The sequence below is a fragment of the Nocardiopsis moroccensis genome (assembly GCF_055763695.1).
Window position 1 is genome coordinate 1147315 of sequence record NZ_CP199747.1, and the last position, 18337, is coordinate 1165651.

17 protein-coding genes are annotated in these 18337 nt (G+C 72.0%); 10 read left to right on the forward strand and 7 right to left on the reverse strand.

Going from position 1 to position 18337, the window contains the following annotated elements:
- Window positions 1-77: 77 nt before the first annotated feature.
- A complete protein-coding gene (locus tag ACUKCB_RS04790) occupies window positions 78-1853 on the reverse strand; it encodes a PhoX family protein (RefSeq protein ID WP_473039238.1) in 1776 nt (591 codons plus the stop codon).
- A gap of 170 nt (window positions 1854-2023) precedes the next feature.
- Here ACUKCB_RS04790 and rpmG point away from each other — a divergent pair, with 170 nt between their 5' ends.
- The 6 genes from rpmG to ACUKCB_RS04820 all read left to right on the forward strand — a co-directional run bounded on the left by rpmG (window position 2024) and on the right by ACUKCB_RS04820 (window position 6474).
- Window positions 2024-2188 carry a 50S ribosomal protein L33 gene (gene rpmG, locus ACUKCB_RS04795; RefSeq protein ID WP_452547669.1) on the forward strand — a complete coding sequence of 55 codons (165 nt, stop codon included), beginning with the start codon at window positions 2024-2026 and terminating at the stop codon, window positions 2186-2188.
- A 29-nt stretch (window positions 2189-2217) separates the two neighbouring features.
- Window positions 2218-2463: a type B 50S ribosomal protein L31 gene (locus ACUKCB_RS04800; protein WP_473039239.1), complete on the forward strand. Its 246-nt coding sequence runs from the start codon at window positions 2218-2220 to the stop codon at window positions 2461-2463.
- 56 nt (window positions 2464-2519) lie between these two features.
- Complete coding sequence (gene rpmF, locus ACUKCB_RS04805) at window positions 2520-2690, forward strand: 50S ribosomal protein L32 (RefSeq protein ID WP_473039240.1); 171 nt, start codon at window positions 2520-2522, stop codon at window positions 2688-2690.
- 155 nt (window positions 2691-2845) lie between these two features.
- Entirely contained in the window at window positions 2846-5236 is a 2391-nt protein-coding gene (locus ACUKCB_RS04810) for a lysylphosphatidylglycerol synthase transmembrane domain-containing protein (protein WP_473039241.1), read from the forward strand.
- Window positions 5237-5344: 108 nt separating this feature from the next.
- On the forward strand, window positions 5345-6100 hold the full coding sequence (locus tag ACUKCB_RS04815; protein ID WP_473039242.1) for a MerR family transcriptional regulator: 756 nt from the start codon (window positions 5345-5347) through the stop codon (window positions 6098-6100).
- Window positions 6097-6474: a hypothetical protein gene (locus ACUKCB_RS04820; RefSeq protein WP_473039243.1), complete on the forward strand. Its 378-nt coding sequence runs from the start codon at window positions 6097-6099 to the stop codon at window positions 6472-6474. The genes ACUKCB_RS04815 and ACUKCB_RS04820 overlap by 4 nt, the downstream gene beginning before the upstream one ends.
- 84 nt (window positions 6475-6558) lie before the next feature.
- Here ACUKCB_RS04820 and ACUKCB_RS04825 read toward each other — a convergent pair whose 3' ends face one another.
- On the reverse strand, window positions 6559-8355 hold the full coding sequence (locus ACUKCB_RS04825) for an acyl-CoA dehydrogenase (RefSeq protein ID WP_473039244.1): 1797 nt from the start codon (window positions 8353-8355) through the stop codon (window positions 6559-6561).
- A gap of 145 nt (window positions 8356-8500) precedes the next feature.
- Here ACUKCB_RS04825 and aroQ point away from each other — a divergent pair, with 145 nt between their 5' ends.
- Entirely contained in the window at window positions 8501-8956 is a 456-nt protein-coding gene (gene aroQ / locus ACUKCB_RS04830; RefSeq protein ID WP_473039245.1) for a type II 3-dehydroquinate dehydratase, read from the forward strand.
- A 58-nt stretch (window positions 8957-9014) separates the two neighbouring features.
- On the opposite strand, the gene ACUKCB_RS04835 is transcribed toward aroQ, so the two are convergent.
- Window positions 9015-9650 (reverse strand): histidine phosphatase family protein, encoded by a 636-nt coding sequence (locus tag ACUKCB_RS04835; RefSeq protein WP_473039246.1) that lies wholly within the window; start codon window positions 9648-9650, stop codon window positions 9015-9017.
- 157 nt (window positions 9651-9807) lie between these two features.
- Between ACUKCB_RS04835 and ACUKCB_RS04840 the strand changes: the two genes are divergently transcribed.
- Window positions 9808-11016, forward strand: a complete 1209-nt coding sequence (locus ACUKCB_RS04840) for an FUSC family protein (protein ID WP_473039247.1) — start codon at window positions 9808-9810, stop codon at window positions 11014-11016.
- Between the two features lie 89 nt (window positions 11017-11105).
- Here the strand turns inward: ACUKCB_RS04840 and ACUKCB_RS04845 are convergent, their stop codons facing one another.
- Both ACUKCB_RS04845 and ACUKCB_RS04850 read right to left on the reverse strand, forming a co-directional pair.
- A complete protein-coding gene (locus ACUKCB_RS04845) occupies window positions 11106-13421 on the reverse strand; it encodes an FdhF/YdeP family oxidoreductase (RefSeq protein WP_473039248.1) in 2316 nt (771 codons plus the stop codon).
- A gap of 220 nt (window positions 13422-13641) precedes the next feature.
- Entirely contained in the window at window positions 13642-14232 is a 591-nt protein-coding gene (locus ACUKCB_RS04850; RefSeq protein WP_473039249.1) for a hypothetical protein, read from the reverse strand.
- A gap of 177 nt (window positions 14233-14409) precedes the next feature.
- Between ACUKCB_RS04850 and ACUKCB_RS04855 the strand changes: the two genes are divergently transcribed.
- A complete protein-coding gene (locus ACUKCB_RS04855) occupies window positions 14410-14910 on the forward strand; it encodes a hypothetical protein (protein ID WP_473039250.1) in 501 nt (166 codons plus the stop codon).
- 53 nt (window positions 14911-14963) lie between these two features.
- Here the strand turns inward: ACUKCB_RS04855 and ACUKCB_RS04860 are convergent, their stop codons facing one another.
- Window positions 14964-15446 carry a YbaK/EbsC family protein gene (locus ACUKCB_RS04860; protein WP_473039251.1) on the reverse strand — a complete coding sequence of 161 codons (483 nt, stop codon included), beginning with the start codon at window positions 15444-15446 and terminating at the stop codon, window positions 14964-14966.
- Between the two features lie 108 nt (window positions 15447-15554).
- Window positions 15555-16982, reverse strand: a complete 1428-nt coding sequence (gene rox, locus ACUKCB_RS04865) for a rifampin monooxygenase (RefSeq protein ID WP_473040924.1) — start codon at window positions 16980-16982, stop codon at window positions 15555-15557.
- A 477-nt stretch (window positions 16983-17459) separates the two neighbouring features.
- On the opposite strand from rox, the gene ACUKCB_RS04870 reads away from it, so the two are divergent.
- Window positions 17460-18272 carry a sporulation protein gene (locus tag ACUKCB_RS04870; protein WP_473039252.1) on the forward strand — a complete coding sequence of 271 codons (813 nt, stop codon included), beginning with the start codon at window positions 17460-17462 and terminating at the stop codon, window positions 18270-18272.
- Window positions 18273-18337 lie beyond the last annotated feature (65 nt).

Here is an 18337-nt window from a genome sequence, read left to right on the forward strand (position 1 = left end):
CCTCCGGCTACGGGCCTGCCCTACCCGCCGCCTCCGCGGCACTCGCGCCGGAAGCGGTCCCGGGAGTACCGCCGGACTCAGGTCCCGATGATCCCGCCGTCGTCCTTGCGGACCGCCACCACCGCGGACCGGGGCCGACCGGCAGGGTCGAAACCCGGCCAGTTGCTCACCGCGCGCGGATCGTCCACCGTGGGCGCGCCCACCCGGGCGGCGGCCGAACCGGGACCCTGCACGGTGACGAACAGGGTGCGCTGGTCGGGGCTGGACGCGGTGCCCCCGATCCCGCAGCCGCGCGGCCCGGTCAGGAAGCGCCGGACCTGCCCGCTCTCGGGATCGGCGCACAGCAGGGCGCTGTTGGCCGGGGGTACGCGTGCGTCCTCGTCCGCCTCGCCGGGCCGGGCCACGTCCGTCCTGATCCACAGGCGGCCGTCATCGCCGCAGTGCAACCCGACCGGGGCGGCGAAGACCGCGCCGCGACCGTCGTCGGACGCCGTCCCGGCCCGTACGAACTCGCCCCAGGAGAAGAGCGTGGCGCCGTGGTCGCGGGCCCCCTCGGTCCAGGAGAGCACCCGGCCGCCTTCGCTGCCGGCGGCCTCGGGGCAGTAGACCATCCCCGTCTCCGGGTGGACGGCGGGGGTGCCCGGCCGCCGGAACTCGGTGGCCCCCACCACGTCGGCTGCCTCGCGGGCCCGCAGCAGCACCTCGGCCTGGTCGGCGAAACCGTCCCTCCCGGTCAGCCCGGGCCGGCCGTGGACCAGGGGGAGCCAGTTCCCCAGGCCGTCCGAGGACAGCCGGGCAGCGTAGAGGGTGCCCCTGTCCAGAGGGCCCGGGCCCCTGCCCCGGGACTCGCGCCAGGGCCTTGCGCCGACGAACTTGTAGATGTGGGTCCGGTCGCTCATGTAGACCACCGCGCGTCCGCGCGATTCGGTGACGGCCGCACCACCGTGGGCCAGGCGCCCCAGGGCGGTGCGTTTGGCCGGCGCGGACGAGGGGTCGAAGGGATCGACCTCCACGGTCCAACCGAACCGGTGCGCCTCGTTGGGGTTGCGGGCCAGGTCGAAGCGCTCCCGGTGGGTGTACCAGCCGTAGACCCCGCCGCCTGCGGTGAGCCCGTAGCGGCGCTGGGTTTCGGTGGCGGTCCAGCCCGCGACCTCGGTGCCGAAGACGTCGCCGAGCGTGTCCTCACCGGTCAGATAGGTCCCCCACGGGGTGGTGGCGTGCGCGGAACCACCGATGACCCCCGCCGGTTCGGCGCCGGTCTCCAGGTCCCGGTGCCCGGCGAGCGGACCGGACAGGCGTGTGGGCGAGGTGGCGGTGAGCCGCCGGTTGAGTTCGTCGTCGAGGACTCGCCAGCGCCCGTTCGTGAGCTCGACGCGGACCACGGTCATCCCCAGGGACGCCATCTCCTTGTCGGTGCGGGCGGCGGTGGCGGCGCGGCCGCCGTCCGCGTGCAGCAGGACCGGGTCGGCCCAGGAGTGGTTGAGCACGAGCAGTCCGCGGCGCCCCCCGTCGTGGCCGGGGTGCAGGGGGACGTAGCGCAGCCCACCGTGCCCGGTGCCCACCTGGCGTGCGGCCTCGGCCGCGGTGTCGGAGGCGTCGGGCCGCCAGCGGGGGGTGTCGCGGTGGAGCGGCGCGCCCCAGGGGAGCAGGACCCGTGCGGTGTACCCGGGCGGGACGGTCACCGCGTCGGCCCGGGCGGGGGGGACCCCGCGAAAGGCGGGTGCCGAACCGGTGTCGGGGACGGCCGCGGTGGCCGGGGCGGTGTCGCCGAACAGGGCGGCCGCGGTGAGGACGCCGATCCCCGCTCCACCGCGCAGGACCTGTCGCCGACCGGGTCCGCGTTCGGGTGCCATTTTCTCTCCTCCGACCGGGCGTGACGCACACTGCTTCGAGCTTTATGTGACGAGGTAATCACAGAAAGTAGTTTTTCCCCTGTATTCAGGGGTGCGGTGTCGCGTGGTCATCATGGGAATGAAAACGGTTATCATTTGGTTGTCAGGTTCGACAGCCCGAGGAGGCGCCCATGGCACGCAACGACACCCGCCCCATCATCAAGCTCAAGTCCACGGAGGGGACCGGGACCACCTACGTGACCCGGAAGAACCGACGCAACACCCCCGACCGCCTGGTCCTGCGCAAGTACGACCCCAAGCTCCGCCGCCACGTCGAGTTCCGCGAGGAACGCTGACCAGCGGCCCGAACCCAACGGAGAACCGTATGCGAAAAGACATCCACCCCGAGTACGGGCCCGTCGTCTTCCGCGACAAGGCGGCCGACTTCGCCTTCCTCACCCGGTCCACCAAGACCAGTGCGAAGACCATCGAGTGGGAGGACGGGCGGACCTACCCGCTGGTCGACGTCGACATCTCCAGCGCCAGCCACCCCTTCTACACCGGCACCGCACGCGTGGTGGACACCGCCGGCCGGGTGGAGCGCTTCCAGCGCCGCTACCGGCGCAGGTAACCGAAAGAACCGGGCGGTGGGGCCTCCCGCCGCCCGAACAGAAAGGCCCAGGGCACATGGCCGTTCCCAAACGCAAGATGTCGCGGTCCAACACCCGCACCCGCCGATCCCAGTGGAAGGCCGCGACCCCCGACCTGGTCACCGTGCACATCGGTGGCCGCGAGTACCGCGTCCCCCGCAACCTCGCCCGCGCCTACCAGCGCGGACTCCTCCCCCTCCCGGGGTAGTCCGGCACGGGGCGCACCGAACCCGATCCACGGCGCCGCCGGGTCCGCCCGACGGCGCCGTTCCGCGTCCGGCGGCACCGGCCGACGGAACGGAACGGACGAAACACCCGCGTCCCTGGTGCCCGAACCCCCATGAGTCGGGCAGTCTTGTTTCCGTGACAACAACCCCGACCGACACACCGGCCCCCGCCCCGGGCCGCTCCGCAGCACGCGCCCCACGCAGTCCCGTCGACCTCCTGGCCGGGATCGCCGGGCTGGTCCTGGTCTTCCTGGTCCTGCTCCTGGTCAGCGACGCCGTGGCCGACGGAGCGCCGACGGACGACGCCACCCAGCTCCGCGCGGTGATCCCGTCCTGGCTGCTCTTCCTCACCGCCGTGGGCGCCAACCTCCTGCTCATCGTCCTGGTCGCCTACGTGGTCCTGCGCACCCTGATCACCGGGGGGCTGCGCGACCTGCTGCGACCGGCCCTCGCCGCGGTGGCCGCCTACGCCATGACCTCCTGGGTCAACTCGGTGCTCAAGACCGCCACCTACAGCGCCGAACCGCTTCCCGGGATGCCCGACGGCGTCCTGACCGCCGCCACCCTCGGCTACGTCGCCGCCGGTATCGCCTTCGCCCGCACCATGCCCGTCGGACAGCCCCGGGTGCGCTCCCTGATCTGGGCCGCCAACACCGCGATCGCCCTGGTCTCCCTCATGGCCGGGGTCAGCAGCATCCTCGCCGTCCTCTTCACCATCCTCATCGGTCTGACCTGCGCCTCTCTGGCGCGCTACGCCGTCAGTGCGAGCGTGCCGCCCCCCGCCACCGGCCGCATCCACGACGAACTCCACCGCTTCGACCTGACCGCCGACCGCATCACCCGCGCCGGCAGTGACGAGGAGGGTGACCCCCGGTACCTGGCCGACCTCACCGACGGACGCCAGATCGAGATCTCCGTGCTCAGCTCCGAGAACACCAGGGGTTTCTGGTGGCGCCTGCTCGACCTGCTCATGCTGCGCGGCCCCGTCGCACCCCGAATGCTCTACGGGGTCCGCAGACGCGCCGAACACGCCGCACTGATGAGTTTCGCGGCCCGGGACGCCGGGGTCGACGCCCCCCGTGTCCTCGCCCTGGGTGAACTCGCCCCGGGAACCGTTCTCCTGGCCCGCGAACGATCCCGGCTCAGGGGCCTGTCCGACCTGGATCCGGCGGAGATCACCGACCCCCTGATCGACGGACTCTGGCACCAGCTCGGCCTGCTGCACCGACGCCGGATCTCCCACGGACACCTCAACAGCGCCACCGTCGGCGTCCTCGCCGACGCCCCCGGCACCGCCGCCCTGACCGGGGTGGACCGGGGCGCGGTCGCCGCCTCCCAGATCCGCACCTCCCTGGACAGCGCCGCGATGCTCACCCTGCTGGCCCTGCGGGTGGGGTCCGAACGCGCGGTCGCCTCGGCTGTACGGGCCCTGGGCGTGAACGCCACCGCCGCGCTCCTGCCCCTGCTGCAGCCCCCGGGCCTGCCGCACGAACTCCGCGCCGAACTTCGCAGATCCGACCGCGGCCTCCTGGGCGGGCTGCGGCGGCACATCGCGAGAATGGCCCCCGAGGCGCCCGCCGAACCCGCGCGCCTGGAACGGATGCGCCCGCGCACCATCGTCAGCTTCGTGGTCGCCACCGTCGTCGGGCTGGTGCTCGTCTACCAGCTCGCCGGGGTCGACCTGGCCGCCATCCGCCACGCCGACCCCGTGTGGTCCTCGGCCGCCCTGGTCATGGCCACCCTGTGCATGATCGGCGCCGCCATGGTGCTGGTCGGCTTCGTCCCGGCGCGGCTTCCCTGGTGGCGGACGGTCCTGGTGCAGTACGCGGGATCGTTCGTGCGCATCGCCGCCCCGGCCGGACTGGGATCGATCGCGGTCAACAGCCGATTCGTGGTCAAGACCGGCGTGCCCGCCTCGCTGGCCCTGTCCGCCGTCGGCCTCTCCCAACTGGTGGGCTTCCTCATCCACGTGCCGCTGCTGCTGGTGTGCGCCTACCTGACCGGCACCTCCTACTGGACCGGGTTCACCCCCTCCCCGACGGTGGTGCTCGTCACCCTCGGCGGGACCGCCGCCGTCGCCGCGGTCCTACTGCATCCGAAGCTGCGCCGTGCCGTCCGCGCGCGGCTGCGCCCCTACCTGAGCGGTGTCCTGCCCCAGTTGCTGGACATGCTCCAACGGCCCGCCAGCCTCCTGCTCGGGTTCGGCGGCACCCTGCTGCTGACCGCGGCTTTCGTACTGTGCCTGCACTTCTCGGTCCTGGCCTTCGCCGACCCCGGGCTCCAGGTGAGCCTGGTCGCCGTCGCCGTGGTCTTCCTCGCGGGCAACGCCGTCGGCTCGGCCGCGCCCACCCCGGGCGGGCTCGGCGCCGTCGAGGCCGCCCTCATCGCCGGGCTCACCACGGTGGCCGCGGTCCCCACCTCGGTGGCCCTGCCCGCCGTCCTGCTGTTCCGGGTGCTGACCTTCTGGTTCCCGGTCCTGCCCGGATGGGCGGCCTTCAGTTACCTGCAACGCCGCGAGGCCATCTGACCGGGGCCCGTGGCGACAGCGGCACGGGCGCGGGCTTGCGGTTGACACGGCGTCAACGCCTAGCGTCGTTTCCGGGCCGGAGGAACCGGCCCGACGAGGGGAGATGGGATGTCGTGGCCGACGGGCGAGGTCTGCCGGATGAGCGGGGTGACCTCCCGGACACTGCGCCACTACCACCACGTCGGCCTGCTGGTCCCGGAGAGCACCGGGCCGGGCGGGCTGCGCCGTTACGGCTGGCGTGAGCTGCGCAGGCTCCAGCGGATCCTGGTCATGCGTGAACTCGGACTGGGGCTGGCGGCCATCCGCCGGATCCTGGACGCCGAAAGCGACGAGGCGACGGCGCTGCGCCGGCACCTCCACGACCTGGAGTCCGAGCGGGACCGTCTCAGTGTCCTCGTCGAGACCGTGCGCCGCACCGTCGACGCACTGGAGGGAGACGACATGACCAGCCGACCGGAGGAGCTCTTCGCGGGCTTCGACAGTGCCCACTACGCCGAGCGGGCCCGCACGCACTGGCCCGAGCAGTGGGAGAGGGCCCGGGAAGCGGAGGAGGGGATGACCCCGCAGGACGCTGAGCGGATGCGCGCCGAGGCCGCCGAGCAGATGGCCCGGATGGCCGCACACCTGAGGGCGGGGACGCCGGCCGACGCTCCGGCCGTCCAGACGGAGGTGGAGGACCACCACCGGCGGATCCGCCGGATGTGGAGCCCGGACGCGGACGCCTTCGCCCACCTGGGGCGGGTCTACGCCGAGGAGGGCCCCTGGCGCGAGGTGTACGAGCGGGTGGCCCCCGGGTTGGCCGACTACCAGCGCGAGGCCATGGAGGTCTACGCCGAGCGGAGTCTGCGGGGTGCGGGGACGTGATCCCCGGGCACTGGCTTCCCCACCACCGGGAGGAGGACGGGGAGGTGCTGGGCTACCTGCGCCCGGAGGCCGGCGGCCACGTGCCGCTCACCCCGTTCGGCCGCCCCGTGGCCGACGTGCTGCCGGAGCCCGGGGCCCGTGCGGTGCTGGACGGCCTCGGGCTCTCCTACCTGGCCGATCCGTGGTTCCTGGAGTTGCCCGGTCGGGAGGAACCGGTCACCGTGCGGATCGTGGAGATCACTCCCGAACGCGTGCGGGTGGCCAACGCCGATCACGGGTACGAGGAAGCCGACATCGGGCACCTGTTCGTTCTACCGGTCCCCGAACCCGGTCGGCTCCGCCCCGGCCCGGGAGGGGTCGGCGGGCGCGGCTGATCCGCCCCGGTGCCCGCGCGGGCGCCCCCGGGAGGGCGCCCGCGTCCGTCGGTTCCGGAGGAGGGGCACGGGGCGGCCCCGGGGTCAGAGAACGTCGGGGGACACGTCCAGGACGGTGCGGTCACCGGAGGCGACCAGGTCGAACTGGGGCCCGGTGCGGGGCAGTTCGTGGCGGAAGAAGTACGCGGCCGCGGCCCGCTTGCCCTCGTAGAACTCGCCCTCACCGCCGTGTGCGGCGACCAGCTGGTCCAGCCACAGCCAGGCCACGACCACGTGGCCGACCGCTTCCAGGTACGGGGTCGCGTTGGCCAGCGCCGCCGCCGGGTCCCCCTCGGCCCAGGCCGCCCCGGCGGTCTGCGCGGTGCGGTCCAGGGCTGCGTCGAGCAGGTCGGCGTACTCGGCCTCTCGGCCGCCGAGCGCACGTGCCCGCTCCGTGGTGGCGCGGGCCGTCTCCACCAGCAGAGACAGCCGGGCGCCGCCGTCCAGGACGGCCTTGCGGCCCAGCAGGTCCAGGGCCTGGATGCCGTGGGTGCCCTCGTGGATGGCGTTGAGCCGGTTGTCCCGGTAGTGCTGCTCCACGTCGTACTCGCGGGTGTAGCCGTAGCCGCCGTGCACCTGGATCGCGAGGCTGTTGGCCTCCAGGCACCACTGGGAGGGCCAGCTCTTCACGATCGGGGTGAGCACGTCCAGGAGCAGCCGCGCCCTCTCGGCCGCCTCGGGGTCCTCGCTGCTGTCCTTCTCGTCCACGAGCCTGGCGCAGTACAGGACCAGGGCGAGAGCGCCCTCCACGTAGCTCTTCTGCGCGAGCAGCATCCGGCGGACGTCGGTGTGCCCGATGATGGGGATCTGCGGCTCCTCGGGGTTCTTGGCACCGAGGGGGCGGCCCTGGAGGCGTTCGCGGGCGTAGGCGAGCGACTTCAGGTAGCCGGTGTAGCCGAGCGCCGTGGCGCCCGCGCCCACGCCGATGCGGGCCCCGTCCATCATGTGGAACATGTACTTCAGGCCCTGGTGGGGTTCGCCCACGAGGTAGCCGACCGCTCCGGGTTCGCCGCCGGGGGTGTGCTGGCCCTCGCCGAAGTTGAGCAGGGTGTTGACGGTCCCCCGGTAGCCCATCTTGTGGTTGAGCCCCGCGGGTACCACGTCGTTGCGCTCGCCGAGGGAGCCGTCCTCGTTGACGAGGTACTTCGGCACGACGAACAGCGAGATCCCCTTGACCCCGGGCGGCCCCCCGGGGATCTTGGCCAGGACCAGGTGGACGATGTTCTCGGTCAGCTCGTGGTCGCCCCCCGAGATCCACATCTTGTTGCCGAAGACCCGGTAGGTGCCGTCCCCCGTGGCCTCGGCGCGGGTGGTGATGTCGGACAGGGAGCTGCCCGCCTGCGGCTCGGACAGGCACATGGTGCCGGTGAAGCGCCCCTCGACCATGGGCCGCACGAACGTGTCGACCTGCTCGGCGCTGCCGTGCGCGAGGAGCAGGGAGGCGTTGCCTGAGGTCAGCGAGAGGTAGGCGGAGGTGCCCAGGTTGGCGGCCTGGAAGTAGGCGTTGCAGGCGCTGGCGACGACCCTGGGGATCTGGTCGCCGCCCACGGAGGCGTCCATCGCGATGGAGGACAGGCCGGTCTCGGCGTACACCTCCAGGGCCTTCCTCACCTCGGGGATGAGGTGGACGCGCTCGCCGTCGAAGTGCGGTTCGTTGGCGTCGTTGGCCTTGTTGTGCGGGGCGAAGTGGTCGGTGGCCACGCGCTCGGCCAGTTCCAGGGCTCCGTCGAAGGTCTCCCTGGAGTGGTCGGCGTACCGGGGGCGCCGGGTCAGGGCCTCGGCGTCGAGCCACTCGTAGAGCAGGAAACTCAGGTCACGCGCGGACAGCAGTGTGGACGCCACGGGTTGCCTCCAAAAGTAATCAACCGACTGGTCGGTATGCTACCTGGCCCGACAGGTGCCCGCCGGGCCGGGGCCGCCGGGGCGACGGGTCTAACCTGGACCCACCGAACCACCGCTGTGGACCGCCACGACAGGAAGCACCCGCATGACCGACACCGCCCGTACCGTCCTGCTGCTCAACGGCCCCAACCTCAACCTGCTGGGCACCCGCGACCCCGCACAGTACGGCACCACCACCCTGGCCGAGGTCGAACGGCGGGTGGTCGCCCTGGGCGGGGAGCTCGGCGTGGAGGTGGTCTGCGCGCAGACCAACAGCGAGGGCGGCATGGTCGACCGGATCCACGCCGCCCGGCACTTCGCCGGGATCGTGATGAACCCCGGAGCCTACGCCCACTACAGCATCGCCCTGCGCGACGCGGTCGACGCGGTCGAGGCACCCGTGGTCGAGGTGCACATCTCCAACGTCTACGCCCGCGAGGAGTTCCGCCACACCTCCGTGACCGCTCCGGTGGCCGCCGGGTACGTGGCCGGGTGCGGGGTCCTCGGCTACGAGCTCGGGCTGCGCGCCGTCCTGGCCCGCGACGCCGAACGCCGGTCCTGAGGACCCCCGCAATTCGAAACCAACCAGTCGGTATGTGACGGTCGTGAAAAGGGGCGGCTCAGCGGTAGGTCATCAGCTCCGGACCGCCCTGCTCCAGGTGGGCGTGGTCGTTGAACGACAGGAGCTGGGTGCCGCCGCGGCCGTGCACCAGCTTGCTCACCGAACCGTTCACCACCACCCGGTTCATCGCGACGAACCCGGAGTCCGGGGCGCCCAGCAGCGCCGAGCAGACGGCTCCGATCACCCCGGCCGAGGTGAACACCAGCGCCGTCTCCCCCTTGCCCAGGCGGGACGTCAGCGCTTCCAGTCCCGCCCGCACACCCGCACGGAAGGACGTCCACGAACCCTCTCCCCGCTCACCCGAGGCGGTCCATGAGGTCAGGGAGGCGTCCAAACGCTGCTGGAGCGATCCCTCACCGGTCGGGTAGCGGCCCAACAGGTGCAGGTGGTCGTACTCGTTCCAACGCTCGTCGACCGAGGGCCGCACATCCAGGCCGGCCTCGGCCAGGGCCGTCTCGGCGGTCTGGCGCTGACGCCGCAGCGACCCCGAGACCACGGGGCCCGCACTCAGCCCCCGCCGTTTGAGTTCGGCGCCCAGCAGGCGCGCCTGTTCGTGCCCGGTGGGGCTCAGCTCGTCGTAGTCCGCCGCCTCGGGGGAGGCCTTACCGTGGCGGATCAGGTAGATCGTAGGCATGCCGACACAGTACGGGGCAGACCGCACGACACCTCCCACCGGGGCCCGGAGCCACCCGCCCAGGCATGGCGTAACCACACTCCGCCCACTTCGGCCGGTATGAATGACAGAGCCGGTCCCCCCGGACCTCCGGCGTCTGCGAGCGGCGAAGGAGAACATGGGAGCTCTGTCCACGGGAGGACGATCCATGCGGCGCGCGGTCAAAGCCGCCGCATCCAAGGCGCGTCGGCGTGTGTCCTCGTACCTGTCCCAGATTCTGCTGGCCGTCATCGCCGCCGCACTGGCCTGGACCATCGCCGGAGGCCTGGTCCAGGACCACTACCCGTTCTTCGCGCCCATCGCCGCCGTCATCGCGCTCAACGCCTCGGGCGGCGAACGTGGGGCCAACGCCATCCGGCTGCTCACCGGGGTCTTCCTCGGCATCATCGCGGGCGAGTTCGCCCTGCTGGTCACCGACCGGGGCGTCCTGGCCCTGGCACTGGGCACCGGCATCGCCATGACCGCCGCGGTCGCGATCAACGCCGAGCGCATCATCATCGGCCAGGCCGCCGCCAGCGCCATCCTCGCCACCATCCTCGTCGGCGGCAACCCCGGGACGGGCCGCCTGGTGGACGCGCTGATCGGGGCCGGGGTCGCCCTGCTCTTCAGCCAGCTCCTCTTCCCGGCCCGCCTGGTCGCCATGCTGAGACGGATCGAGGAGAACGCATTGCAGGAGATGGCCGACATGCTCGACGCGGTGGGGCTGTCCCTGACCGAGGAGGGCGAGGCCTCCAGCGAGCAGGTCGTCAACCGGCTCGGTGACCTCAGCCGCCCCATGGCCGAACTCAGCCGGGCCCGCGAGGCCAGCATGTCAACGATCCGCCTCTCCACCATCCGCTGGGGGGACACACAGCCCGTACTGGACGAGGACGCCATCATCGAACGGCTCATCCTCCTCGGCGAGAGCTGCCTGTACCTGGCGAGGACCACCACCTCCATGGGCGCCGAGGAGCGCCGTGAACTCGGCCCCATCGTGCGCGGCATGGCCGCCGTCCTGGCCACCCTCGCCGACGACCTCAGCAGCAGGCAGACCCGCGAACAAGCCGTGGAGCAGGCACTCACCGCGGCGCGCCTGTACGGGGCCAGCAACGCCGAGGACGACCCCGTCACCCACGCCACGCACCTGGCCGTGGAGATGGTCGCCGCCGACATCATGGTCTTCGCCGGGATCCGCTTCGAGGAGGTCGAGGACGTCCTCCAGGGCGACCTGGAGGACCCCACGGTCCCGCTGCCGCCGCAGGAGCCGTGGCTCCCGTGGCTGCGGTGGCGGCCCCGCCTGCCCCGCCCGCCCAAGGTCCGCTTCGGCCGCTTCCGGGAACGCCGCTGACCGGGGCCGGCCGCCCCGCCCGGCGCGGTGGCCGCGAGGGCCCACCGCGCCGGCGCACACCGCCGCTCACCGGCAACGCCCCCGGCCGGCTAGACGCGTTCGGGGGACGGCTCGAAACGCACCACCACCGACTTGGACGTGGGCGTGTTGCTCACCTCCGCCGTGGAGTCCAACGGCACCAGCACGTTGGTCTCCGGGTAGTACGCGGCCGCGCTGCCCCGCGCCGTCGGATAGTGCACCACCCGGAAGTGCGGAGCCCGCCGCTCCCGGCCGTCCGACCACTCGCCCACCAGGTCGGTGTAGGCCCCGTCGGCCAACCCCAGCTCCCGGGCGTCCTCGGGGTTGACCAGTACCACCCGCCGGCCGCGGCGCACGCCCCGGTATCGGTCGTCCAACCCGTAGATCGTGGTGTTGTACTGGTCGTGCGAGCGCAGCGTCTGCAACAGCAGCCGACCCGGAGGAACCTGTGGCGCGTAGGTGCCGTTGACGGTGAAGTTGGCCAGGCCCGTCGCGGTGGGGAAGCGCCGGTCGTCGCGTGGGGCGTGCGGCAGCGCGAACCCCTCCGGCCGCCGAGCCCTGGCGTTGAAGTCCCCGAACCCCGGGACGACCGCCGCCACGTGGTCGCGCACCCGGTCGTAGTCGGCCATCGCGTCCCAGTCCACCGGATCGTTCCCGAACAGCCTCCGGCCCAGACCGCGCACGATGTCGACCTCCGAGCGCATCCCCTCCGACAGCGGCGGCAACACCCCGTGCGAGGCGTGCACCAGCCCCATCGAGTCCTCCACCGTCACCCAGCGCGGCCGATCCCCGTTCAGGTCACGGTCGGTACGGGCCAGGGCGGGCAGGATGAGCGCGCGCGTACCGGTCACCACGTGCGAGCGGTTCAGTTTCGTGGACACGTGCACCGTCAGCCCCACCCGGCGCATCGCCTCCTCCGTCACCTCGGTGTCCGGGGTGGCAGCCACGAAGTTGCCGCCCATCGCGAAGAACACGCCCACCTCACCGCGCGCCATCGCCCGGATCGCGTTCACCGTGTCGTGGCCGTGCTCGCGGGGCGGCTCGAAACCGAACTCCAGCCCCAGGGCGTCCAGGAAGTCGTCCGCGGGACGCTCGAAGATGCCCATCGTGCGGTCGCCCTGCACGTTGGAGTGGCCGCGCACCGGGCACACGCCGGCCCCGGGCCGCCCCACGTTGCCGCGCAGCAGCAGGAAGTTGACCACCTCACGGATGGTCGGTACCGAGTGCCTGTGCTGGGTCAGCCCCATCGCCCAGCACACCACGATCCGCTCCGAGGCGACCACCATCGCGGTGAGCTCCTCGACGAGTGCACGGGTCAGACCGGTGTCGCGTTCGGTCCGCGCCCAGAACTCGTCCTCGGGTTCGGCCAGCAGCGCCTCGGCGAACTCCTCGAACCCGTGCGTGCAGGCGTCCACGAACCCGTGGTCCAGGACCTCGCCGCCGCGCCGGTCGGCCTCCAACAGCAACCGGTTGACCGCAGAGAACAGGGCCAGGTCCCCGCCCAGCCGGATCTGCGCGAACAGGTCCGTCAGCTCGGTGCCGCGCCCCACCAGGCCCCGGGCGTTCTGCGGGTTGCGGAACTCGCGCATGCCCGCCTCGGGCAGCGGGTTGACGGTGACGATCCGGGCCCCGGAGCGCTTGGCCCGCTCCAGCGCGGAGAGCATCCGGGGGTGGTTGGTACCGGGGTTCTGTCCGGCCACGATGATCAGGTCGGCCTGGTGGACGTCCTCCAGGGACACGCTGCCCTTGCCCACGCCCAGCGTCTCGGTGAGCGCCGACCCGGACGACTCGTGGCACATGTTCGAACAGTCGGGCAGGTTGTTGGTGCCGAGCTGGCGGGCCAGCAGCTGGTAGGCGAAGGCTGCCTCGTTGCTGGTGCGCCCCGACGTGTAGAACACGGCGCTGTCGGGGGTGTCCAGAGCGCGCAGCTCCTCGGCGACCATGTCCAGGGCACGGTCCCAGGAGACCGGCTCGTAGTGGGTGCCGCCCTCGGGCAGGTACACGGGCTCGGTCAGCCGCCCCTGCTGGCCCAGCCAGTACCCGGAGCGCTCGAACAGCTCCGCGACCGGGTGCCGGGCGAAGAAGTCGCCGGTCACGGCCCGGCGGGTGGCCTCCTCGGCGACCGCCTTGGCACCGTTCTCGCAGAACTCCGCCCTGTGCCGCCTGTCGGGCTCCGGCCAGGCGCACCCGGGGCAGTCGAACCCGCCCTTCTGGTTGACGGCGAGCATCGCGGGCACCCCGCGCCGCACCCCGGCCTGCTCGCCCACGTGGCGCACGCTGCTGAGCACGGCCGGGACCCCCGCCGCGCTCTCCTTGGGCGGCCCGACCTCCGGCGCGTCCTGGACGGGATCGGGCATGTCCGATTCGTGGTTCCTCACGCTGTTCATTCTCCCACTGGGTTGTCCCGTGTCCAGAGTCCTCGCAGGACCGCGGCCCTGACCAGGGGTGGGTCGCACGGTGTGCGACGGTGTTCCCGGCCCGTTCCACCGGCGCGGAAAAACGGGGAAGCCGACGCCCGTACCGGCCGGGGAAAACCGTGGCCCGCTGTTGCCCGACCGCTGAGGGGGTGCTGCTCGCCGGCCTGCGCGGACCGGCCCGGGCCGTCGCTCAGTCGACCGTGCCCGCGAAGGTCACCGCCGGGTAGAGCGGAACGAAGTCCTGGTCGTGGAACTCGACCGTGTACTGGATGTGGGTGTCCTCCTCGTCCGCCCAGCAGTCCTCGTCCCACGACCCGGACTGCCCGGGGTCCAGGCTCTCGGGAGGGTTCACGCTGTCGCCCAGCACCGGGGAACCGGACTCCCGCAGAGGGTCGCCCACCGAACAGGACCTGGTCACCAGGCCGGTCCGGACGGTCTCGGCGCCCTCGTTGGCGATCTCCACCGTCCACGACAGGTAGGGCAGGTCCCCCTCCTCACCCGTGTCGGGGTCGACCCCGCCCACCTCGACACCGCGCTCGAACCCCTCCAGGCCGATGGTGAACCCGTCACCGAAGTCGTGGGTCTCGTCCAGACCGACGGTGACCGGCTCGAACCCGGTCTCGGGCCGGTCCTCCACGTCGTCGGGGTGCGGGTTCCGGGCGGAGGGCTCCGGGGCGGGCGGTACCGCCGAGGCCCGCTGGGCGAACCAGCCGGCACCGAACCCGACGACCAGGGCGACCGCCGTACAGGCCGCGGCCACGATCCAACCGGTTCTGGTCATGCGGGGGGAGTCCTTCCCGGACCGGGCGCGTGAGCGTCCACCTGATGTCGGGGCGACCGTACCGCACGACGCCCCGCCGTAGGGGGTACGGCGCGGCGGGGGATGACACGTTCGGACGTAGGAGGTCGAGACCGGGGGCTGACGCGCCGCCTACCCCCCGTTCCTAACGTGGAACGCATGAACCCACCAGACCGGCCCACCCCGAGGAGCGGCCCCGGGCCGCGCATCCGTTCCGCCCTGGGGCTGTCCCTTCCCGCCGTCGTCGCCCTGGCTCTGATAGCGGCGCCCCGAGTGGTCCTGCACGACCTCGGGATCATCCACGAGGGCACCTTCGTCAACGCCCTGTTCGTGTTCGTTCCGCCCCTGGTGTGGATCGCCGTGGTGCTGTGGCGACGGGTACCGAACCCGTTCCTGACGCTCCTCGTGGTGGGCCTCCTGTACGGCGTTCTCCTCGTGCTCGGCCACCAGATCCTGTGGAACACGAGCTGGGATGGTGCTCCGCCGACCCTCGGCGGCAACCTGAGCGACCTCCCGCCCGTGGTCCAGGAGGTGGTCGTGCGCGGGTTCGCGGCACTGAGCAGCCTGGTCACCGGCGCCGCCGTGGGCGCCGTCTGCGGCCTGATCGCCTGGGGTATCGACAGGGCGGTCCACCGCGGGGAGCGTCCCCCGGCGGGCTGACCGCCGACGGCCGCCGCCCGGATGACGAGCCGGGCGGCGGCCGGGGCGCCGGATCAGTTGACGGCGACCTCGGAGCCGCCGGTGATCCTGACCAGCTCGGCGTAGTCGAGCGGGAAGATCGTGTTCGGGGTGCCGCCCGCGGCCCACAGACGGGGGTGGTCCGCCAGGGCGGGATCGACCACGGTCTCCACCGGTACCGGGTGGCCCAGGGGCGCGACCCCGCCGATGGCCTGCCCGGTCGCCGCCCGCACCTCCTCCGGTTCGGCGCGCCGGATCCTCGTCCTGCCCAGGCGTTCGGCCAGCAGGGCCAGGTCCACCCGGTGCCGTCCGCTGGTCATCACCAGCAGCGGCTTCCCGTCGGCCATGAACACCAGGCTGTTGGCGATCGCGCCGACCTCGCACTCCAGGGCTTCGGCGGCCTCCGCCGCGGTCCGGGTGGAGGCGGGTAGTTCACGCACCCGCCCCCGCGCCCCGAGCGCGCTGAGCGCCCGCGCCACCTGGCGGCTGCGTTCGGGCAGGTCCTCGACCTCGTCCATGCCGATCCCTTCGTCGCTTCCGGGTGCAGGTTATCCAAGCGCACCCGGTCCGGGGCCCAGGCGGCGGACCGGCTCCCGAAGCGGCCCTGCCGCCCATCCGGGTCCGACTCAACCCGAGGCGACGCCGAACCACCTCGGCAGTTCGTCCAGCAGAGCCCTCTGTTCCTCTCCCGCCCACGCCACATGGCCGTCCGGCCGCAGCAGCACGGCGGGCACGTCCAGTTCCTCGCTGGTGTCGACGACGTGGTCGACCCGGTCCGCCCAGCCCTCCACCGAGAGCCGCCCGGTCTGGTCCAGGAGCAGTCCGCGTCCCCCGTGCAGCAACCCGTAGAGGCGGCCCCGCCCCAGGCCGATGTCGCGCATCCGCCCACCGAGCAGCTCGTGCCCCTCACCGAAGTCGTAGCGGACCCCGAGCGCGGTGATCTTCTCGGTCAGGTACCGGTTCACCTCGTCGAGGTCCATCAGTTCCGACACCAGCCTGCGCACCGCCTGCGGCCCCGGCTCGGTGGACATCAGCTCCATCTGCGCGCGGGTGTTGTCCAGCACGTCGGCGGCCACCGGGCGCCGTTCGGCCTCGTAGCTGTCCAGCAGCCCCTCCGGAGCCCAGCCGTTGACCTCGGCGGCCAGTTTCCAGCCCAGGTTGACCGCGTCCTGGACACCGAGGTTGAGCCCCTGACCGCCGGTCGGTGGGTGGACGTGCGCCGAGTCGCCCGCCAGCAGCACCCGGTCGACCCGGTACCGCTCGGCCAGCCTGGTGGCGTCACCGAAACGGGACAGCCAGCGCGGTGAGTGCACACCGAAGTCGGTGCCGGCCACCGCGCGCAGCCGCCGCCTGAACTCCTCCAGGGTCGGCGGGACCGTGCGGTCTTCCGCCACCCCGTCGGCGGGCACGATGACGCGGTGGACCCCGCCGTCGAAGGGCGCGAGGCCGAACCGCTTCTGGGTTTTGCGGACCTCGGCCACCACGGCGGCGACCTCCTCCGGCGGCGCGGTCACCTCCATCTCGCCCAGCAGGGTCTCGACCCTGGAGGGGTCACCGGGAAAGCCCACGCCGAGCAGCTTGCGCACCGTGCTCCGGCCGCCGTCGCAGCCGACGAGGTAGCGCGAGCGCAGCCGTGTGCCGTCGGCCAGCTCGGCGCTCACTCCGTGCTCGTCCTGGTCCAGCCCGACCAGCGCGCAGCCGCGCCTGACCTCGGCGCCGAGTTCGGTGGCGCGCTCGGCCAACAGGCGGTCGACGGTGGGCTGCGGGATGCCGAGGACGTAGGGGTGTGCGGTGTCCAGCCCCTCCGGCGCCGGTTTGGCGATCCCCGCGAAGAAACCGCCGAGTGGATACCGCCGGCCGAGCGCGAGGAACCGCTCCAGCAGCCCCCGCTGGTCCATCAGCTCGATACTGCGCGCGTGCAGTCCGAGTGCGCGAACCACCCTGGTCGGCTCCGCGTCCCTCTCCAGCACGAGCACGCGCACACCGTGCAGCCGCAACTCGGCGGCCAACACGAAGCCGGTCGGACCGCCACCGACCACGATCACGTCAAACATGAGCTCTCCCCGTTCGATCATCCTGGACCCCGGCCTCCCCGTGCGGCCTGCGCACCGACGACGGCACCCGCACCTGTCGGTCCCCTCACCTGGAGGTTCCGGCTACGAGCGTTGATTCTGCGGCATCCCCCGGGTCTTGCCGCAAGCCCCCCGGTGCGCTATAAGTTGAGAGTGGCGGGGAGTGTTTTTACTCCTCGCTTTCGCTTTTTCCGCACCTCGACAGCGGTCGCCCCGGCTGCCGAAGCACCCTCATATGGTTCAGCCGGGCGGGCCCGGGCCGACACCGCGCAGGGTCTCGCAGGCCTCCCGCCCCGTGGCCGACACCGAAGAAAGTGCGGAAAACTCCACAGCGGTGGGAACCGCTACCACCAGCGACGCGTCCTACCAACAGCGCCGGATTCTCCACGAACCCCCATCGGTCCCACCGCACCCATCCCCTGGCGCTCGGGCAGCGGACCTAGGTAGGAAGAAGACGCTTTGATCTTCAAGCGCATGCTCGCCAGTGTCGGCATCGGCAGTGCCACCGTAGAGACCACCCTCGACAACGAGACCGTCCAACCGGGCGGCACCGTCACCGGCACCCTCAAGGTCACCGGAGGCAAGGTCGCCCAGACACTGGAGGGCATCAGCGTCGGTCTCCGCGCCAACGTGGAGAAGGAGTACGAGTACGAGGACTCCGAGGGCGAGACGCAGTCGGGCGAGTACACCATCGACGTGGTCGTCGCCGAGCAGACGCTCACCGACGAGGAGATGGAGCTGGAGCCCGAGCAGGAGTTCGAGCTCTCCTTCGAGATGACCGTTCCGATGGAGGCCCCCATCACCTCCATCGGGGGCACGCACGTGCTGGACAACGTGGGCCTCAACACCCGTCTGCACGTGGACAAGGCTCTGGACCGCAAGGACGTGGACCCGCTGCTCATCGAGCCCCTTCCGGCCCAGGCCGCGGTCCTGCAGGCGCTGGACGCACTGGGTTTCGTCCTGAAGGGCGTCGACCTGGAGAAGGGTGAGATCCCCGGCACCCGTCAGAAGCTGCCCTTCTACCAGGAGCTCGAGTACGCCGCCGCGGGTCAGTACGAGGGCCTGGAGTCGCTGGAGCTGACCTTCCTCACCGACGACGAGGGTGTGGACGTGGTGCTGGAGCTGGACAAGAAGCCCGGCATCCTCTTCAGCGAGGGCGGCGACACCCTCCTGCGCCTGAGCATCGAACACGAGGACACCGACCCCGAGGAGATCGCGGCCAAGCTCCACGAGTGGGTCCACGCCATCGCCGGCAACCGCAGCCTGCTCTAGGCCCTGTTTCCGGGCGCCATTGAGCCCGGGCACTCACCCGAGTGCGGCCGGATGATCACAGGGGC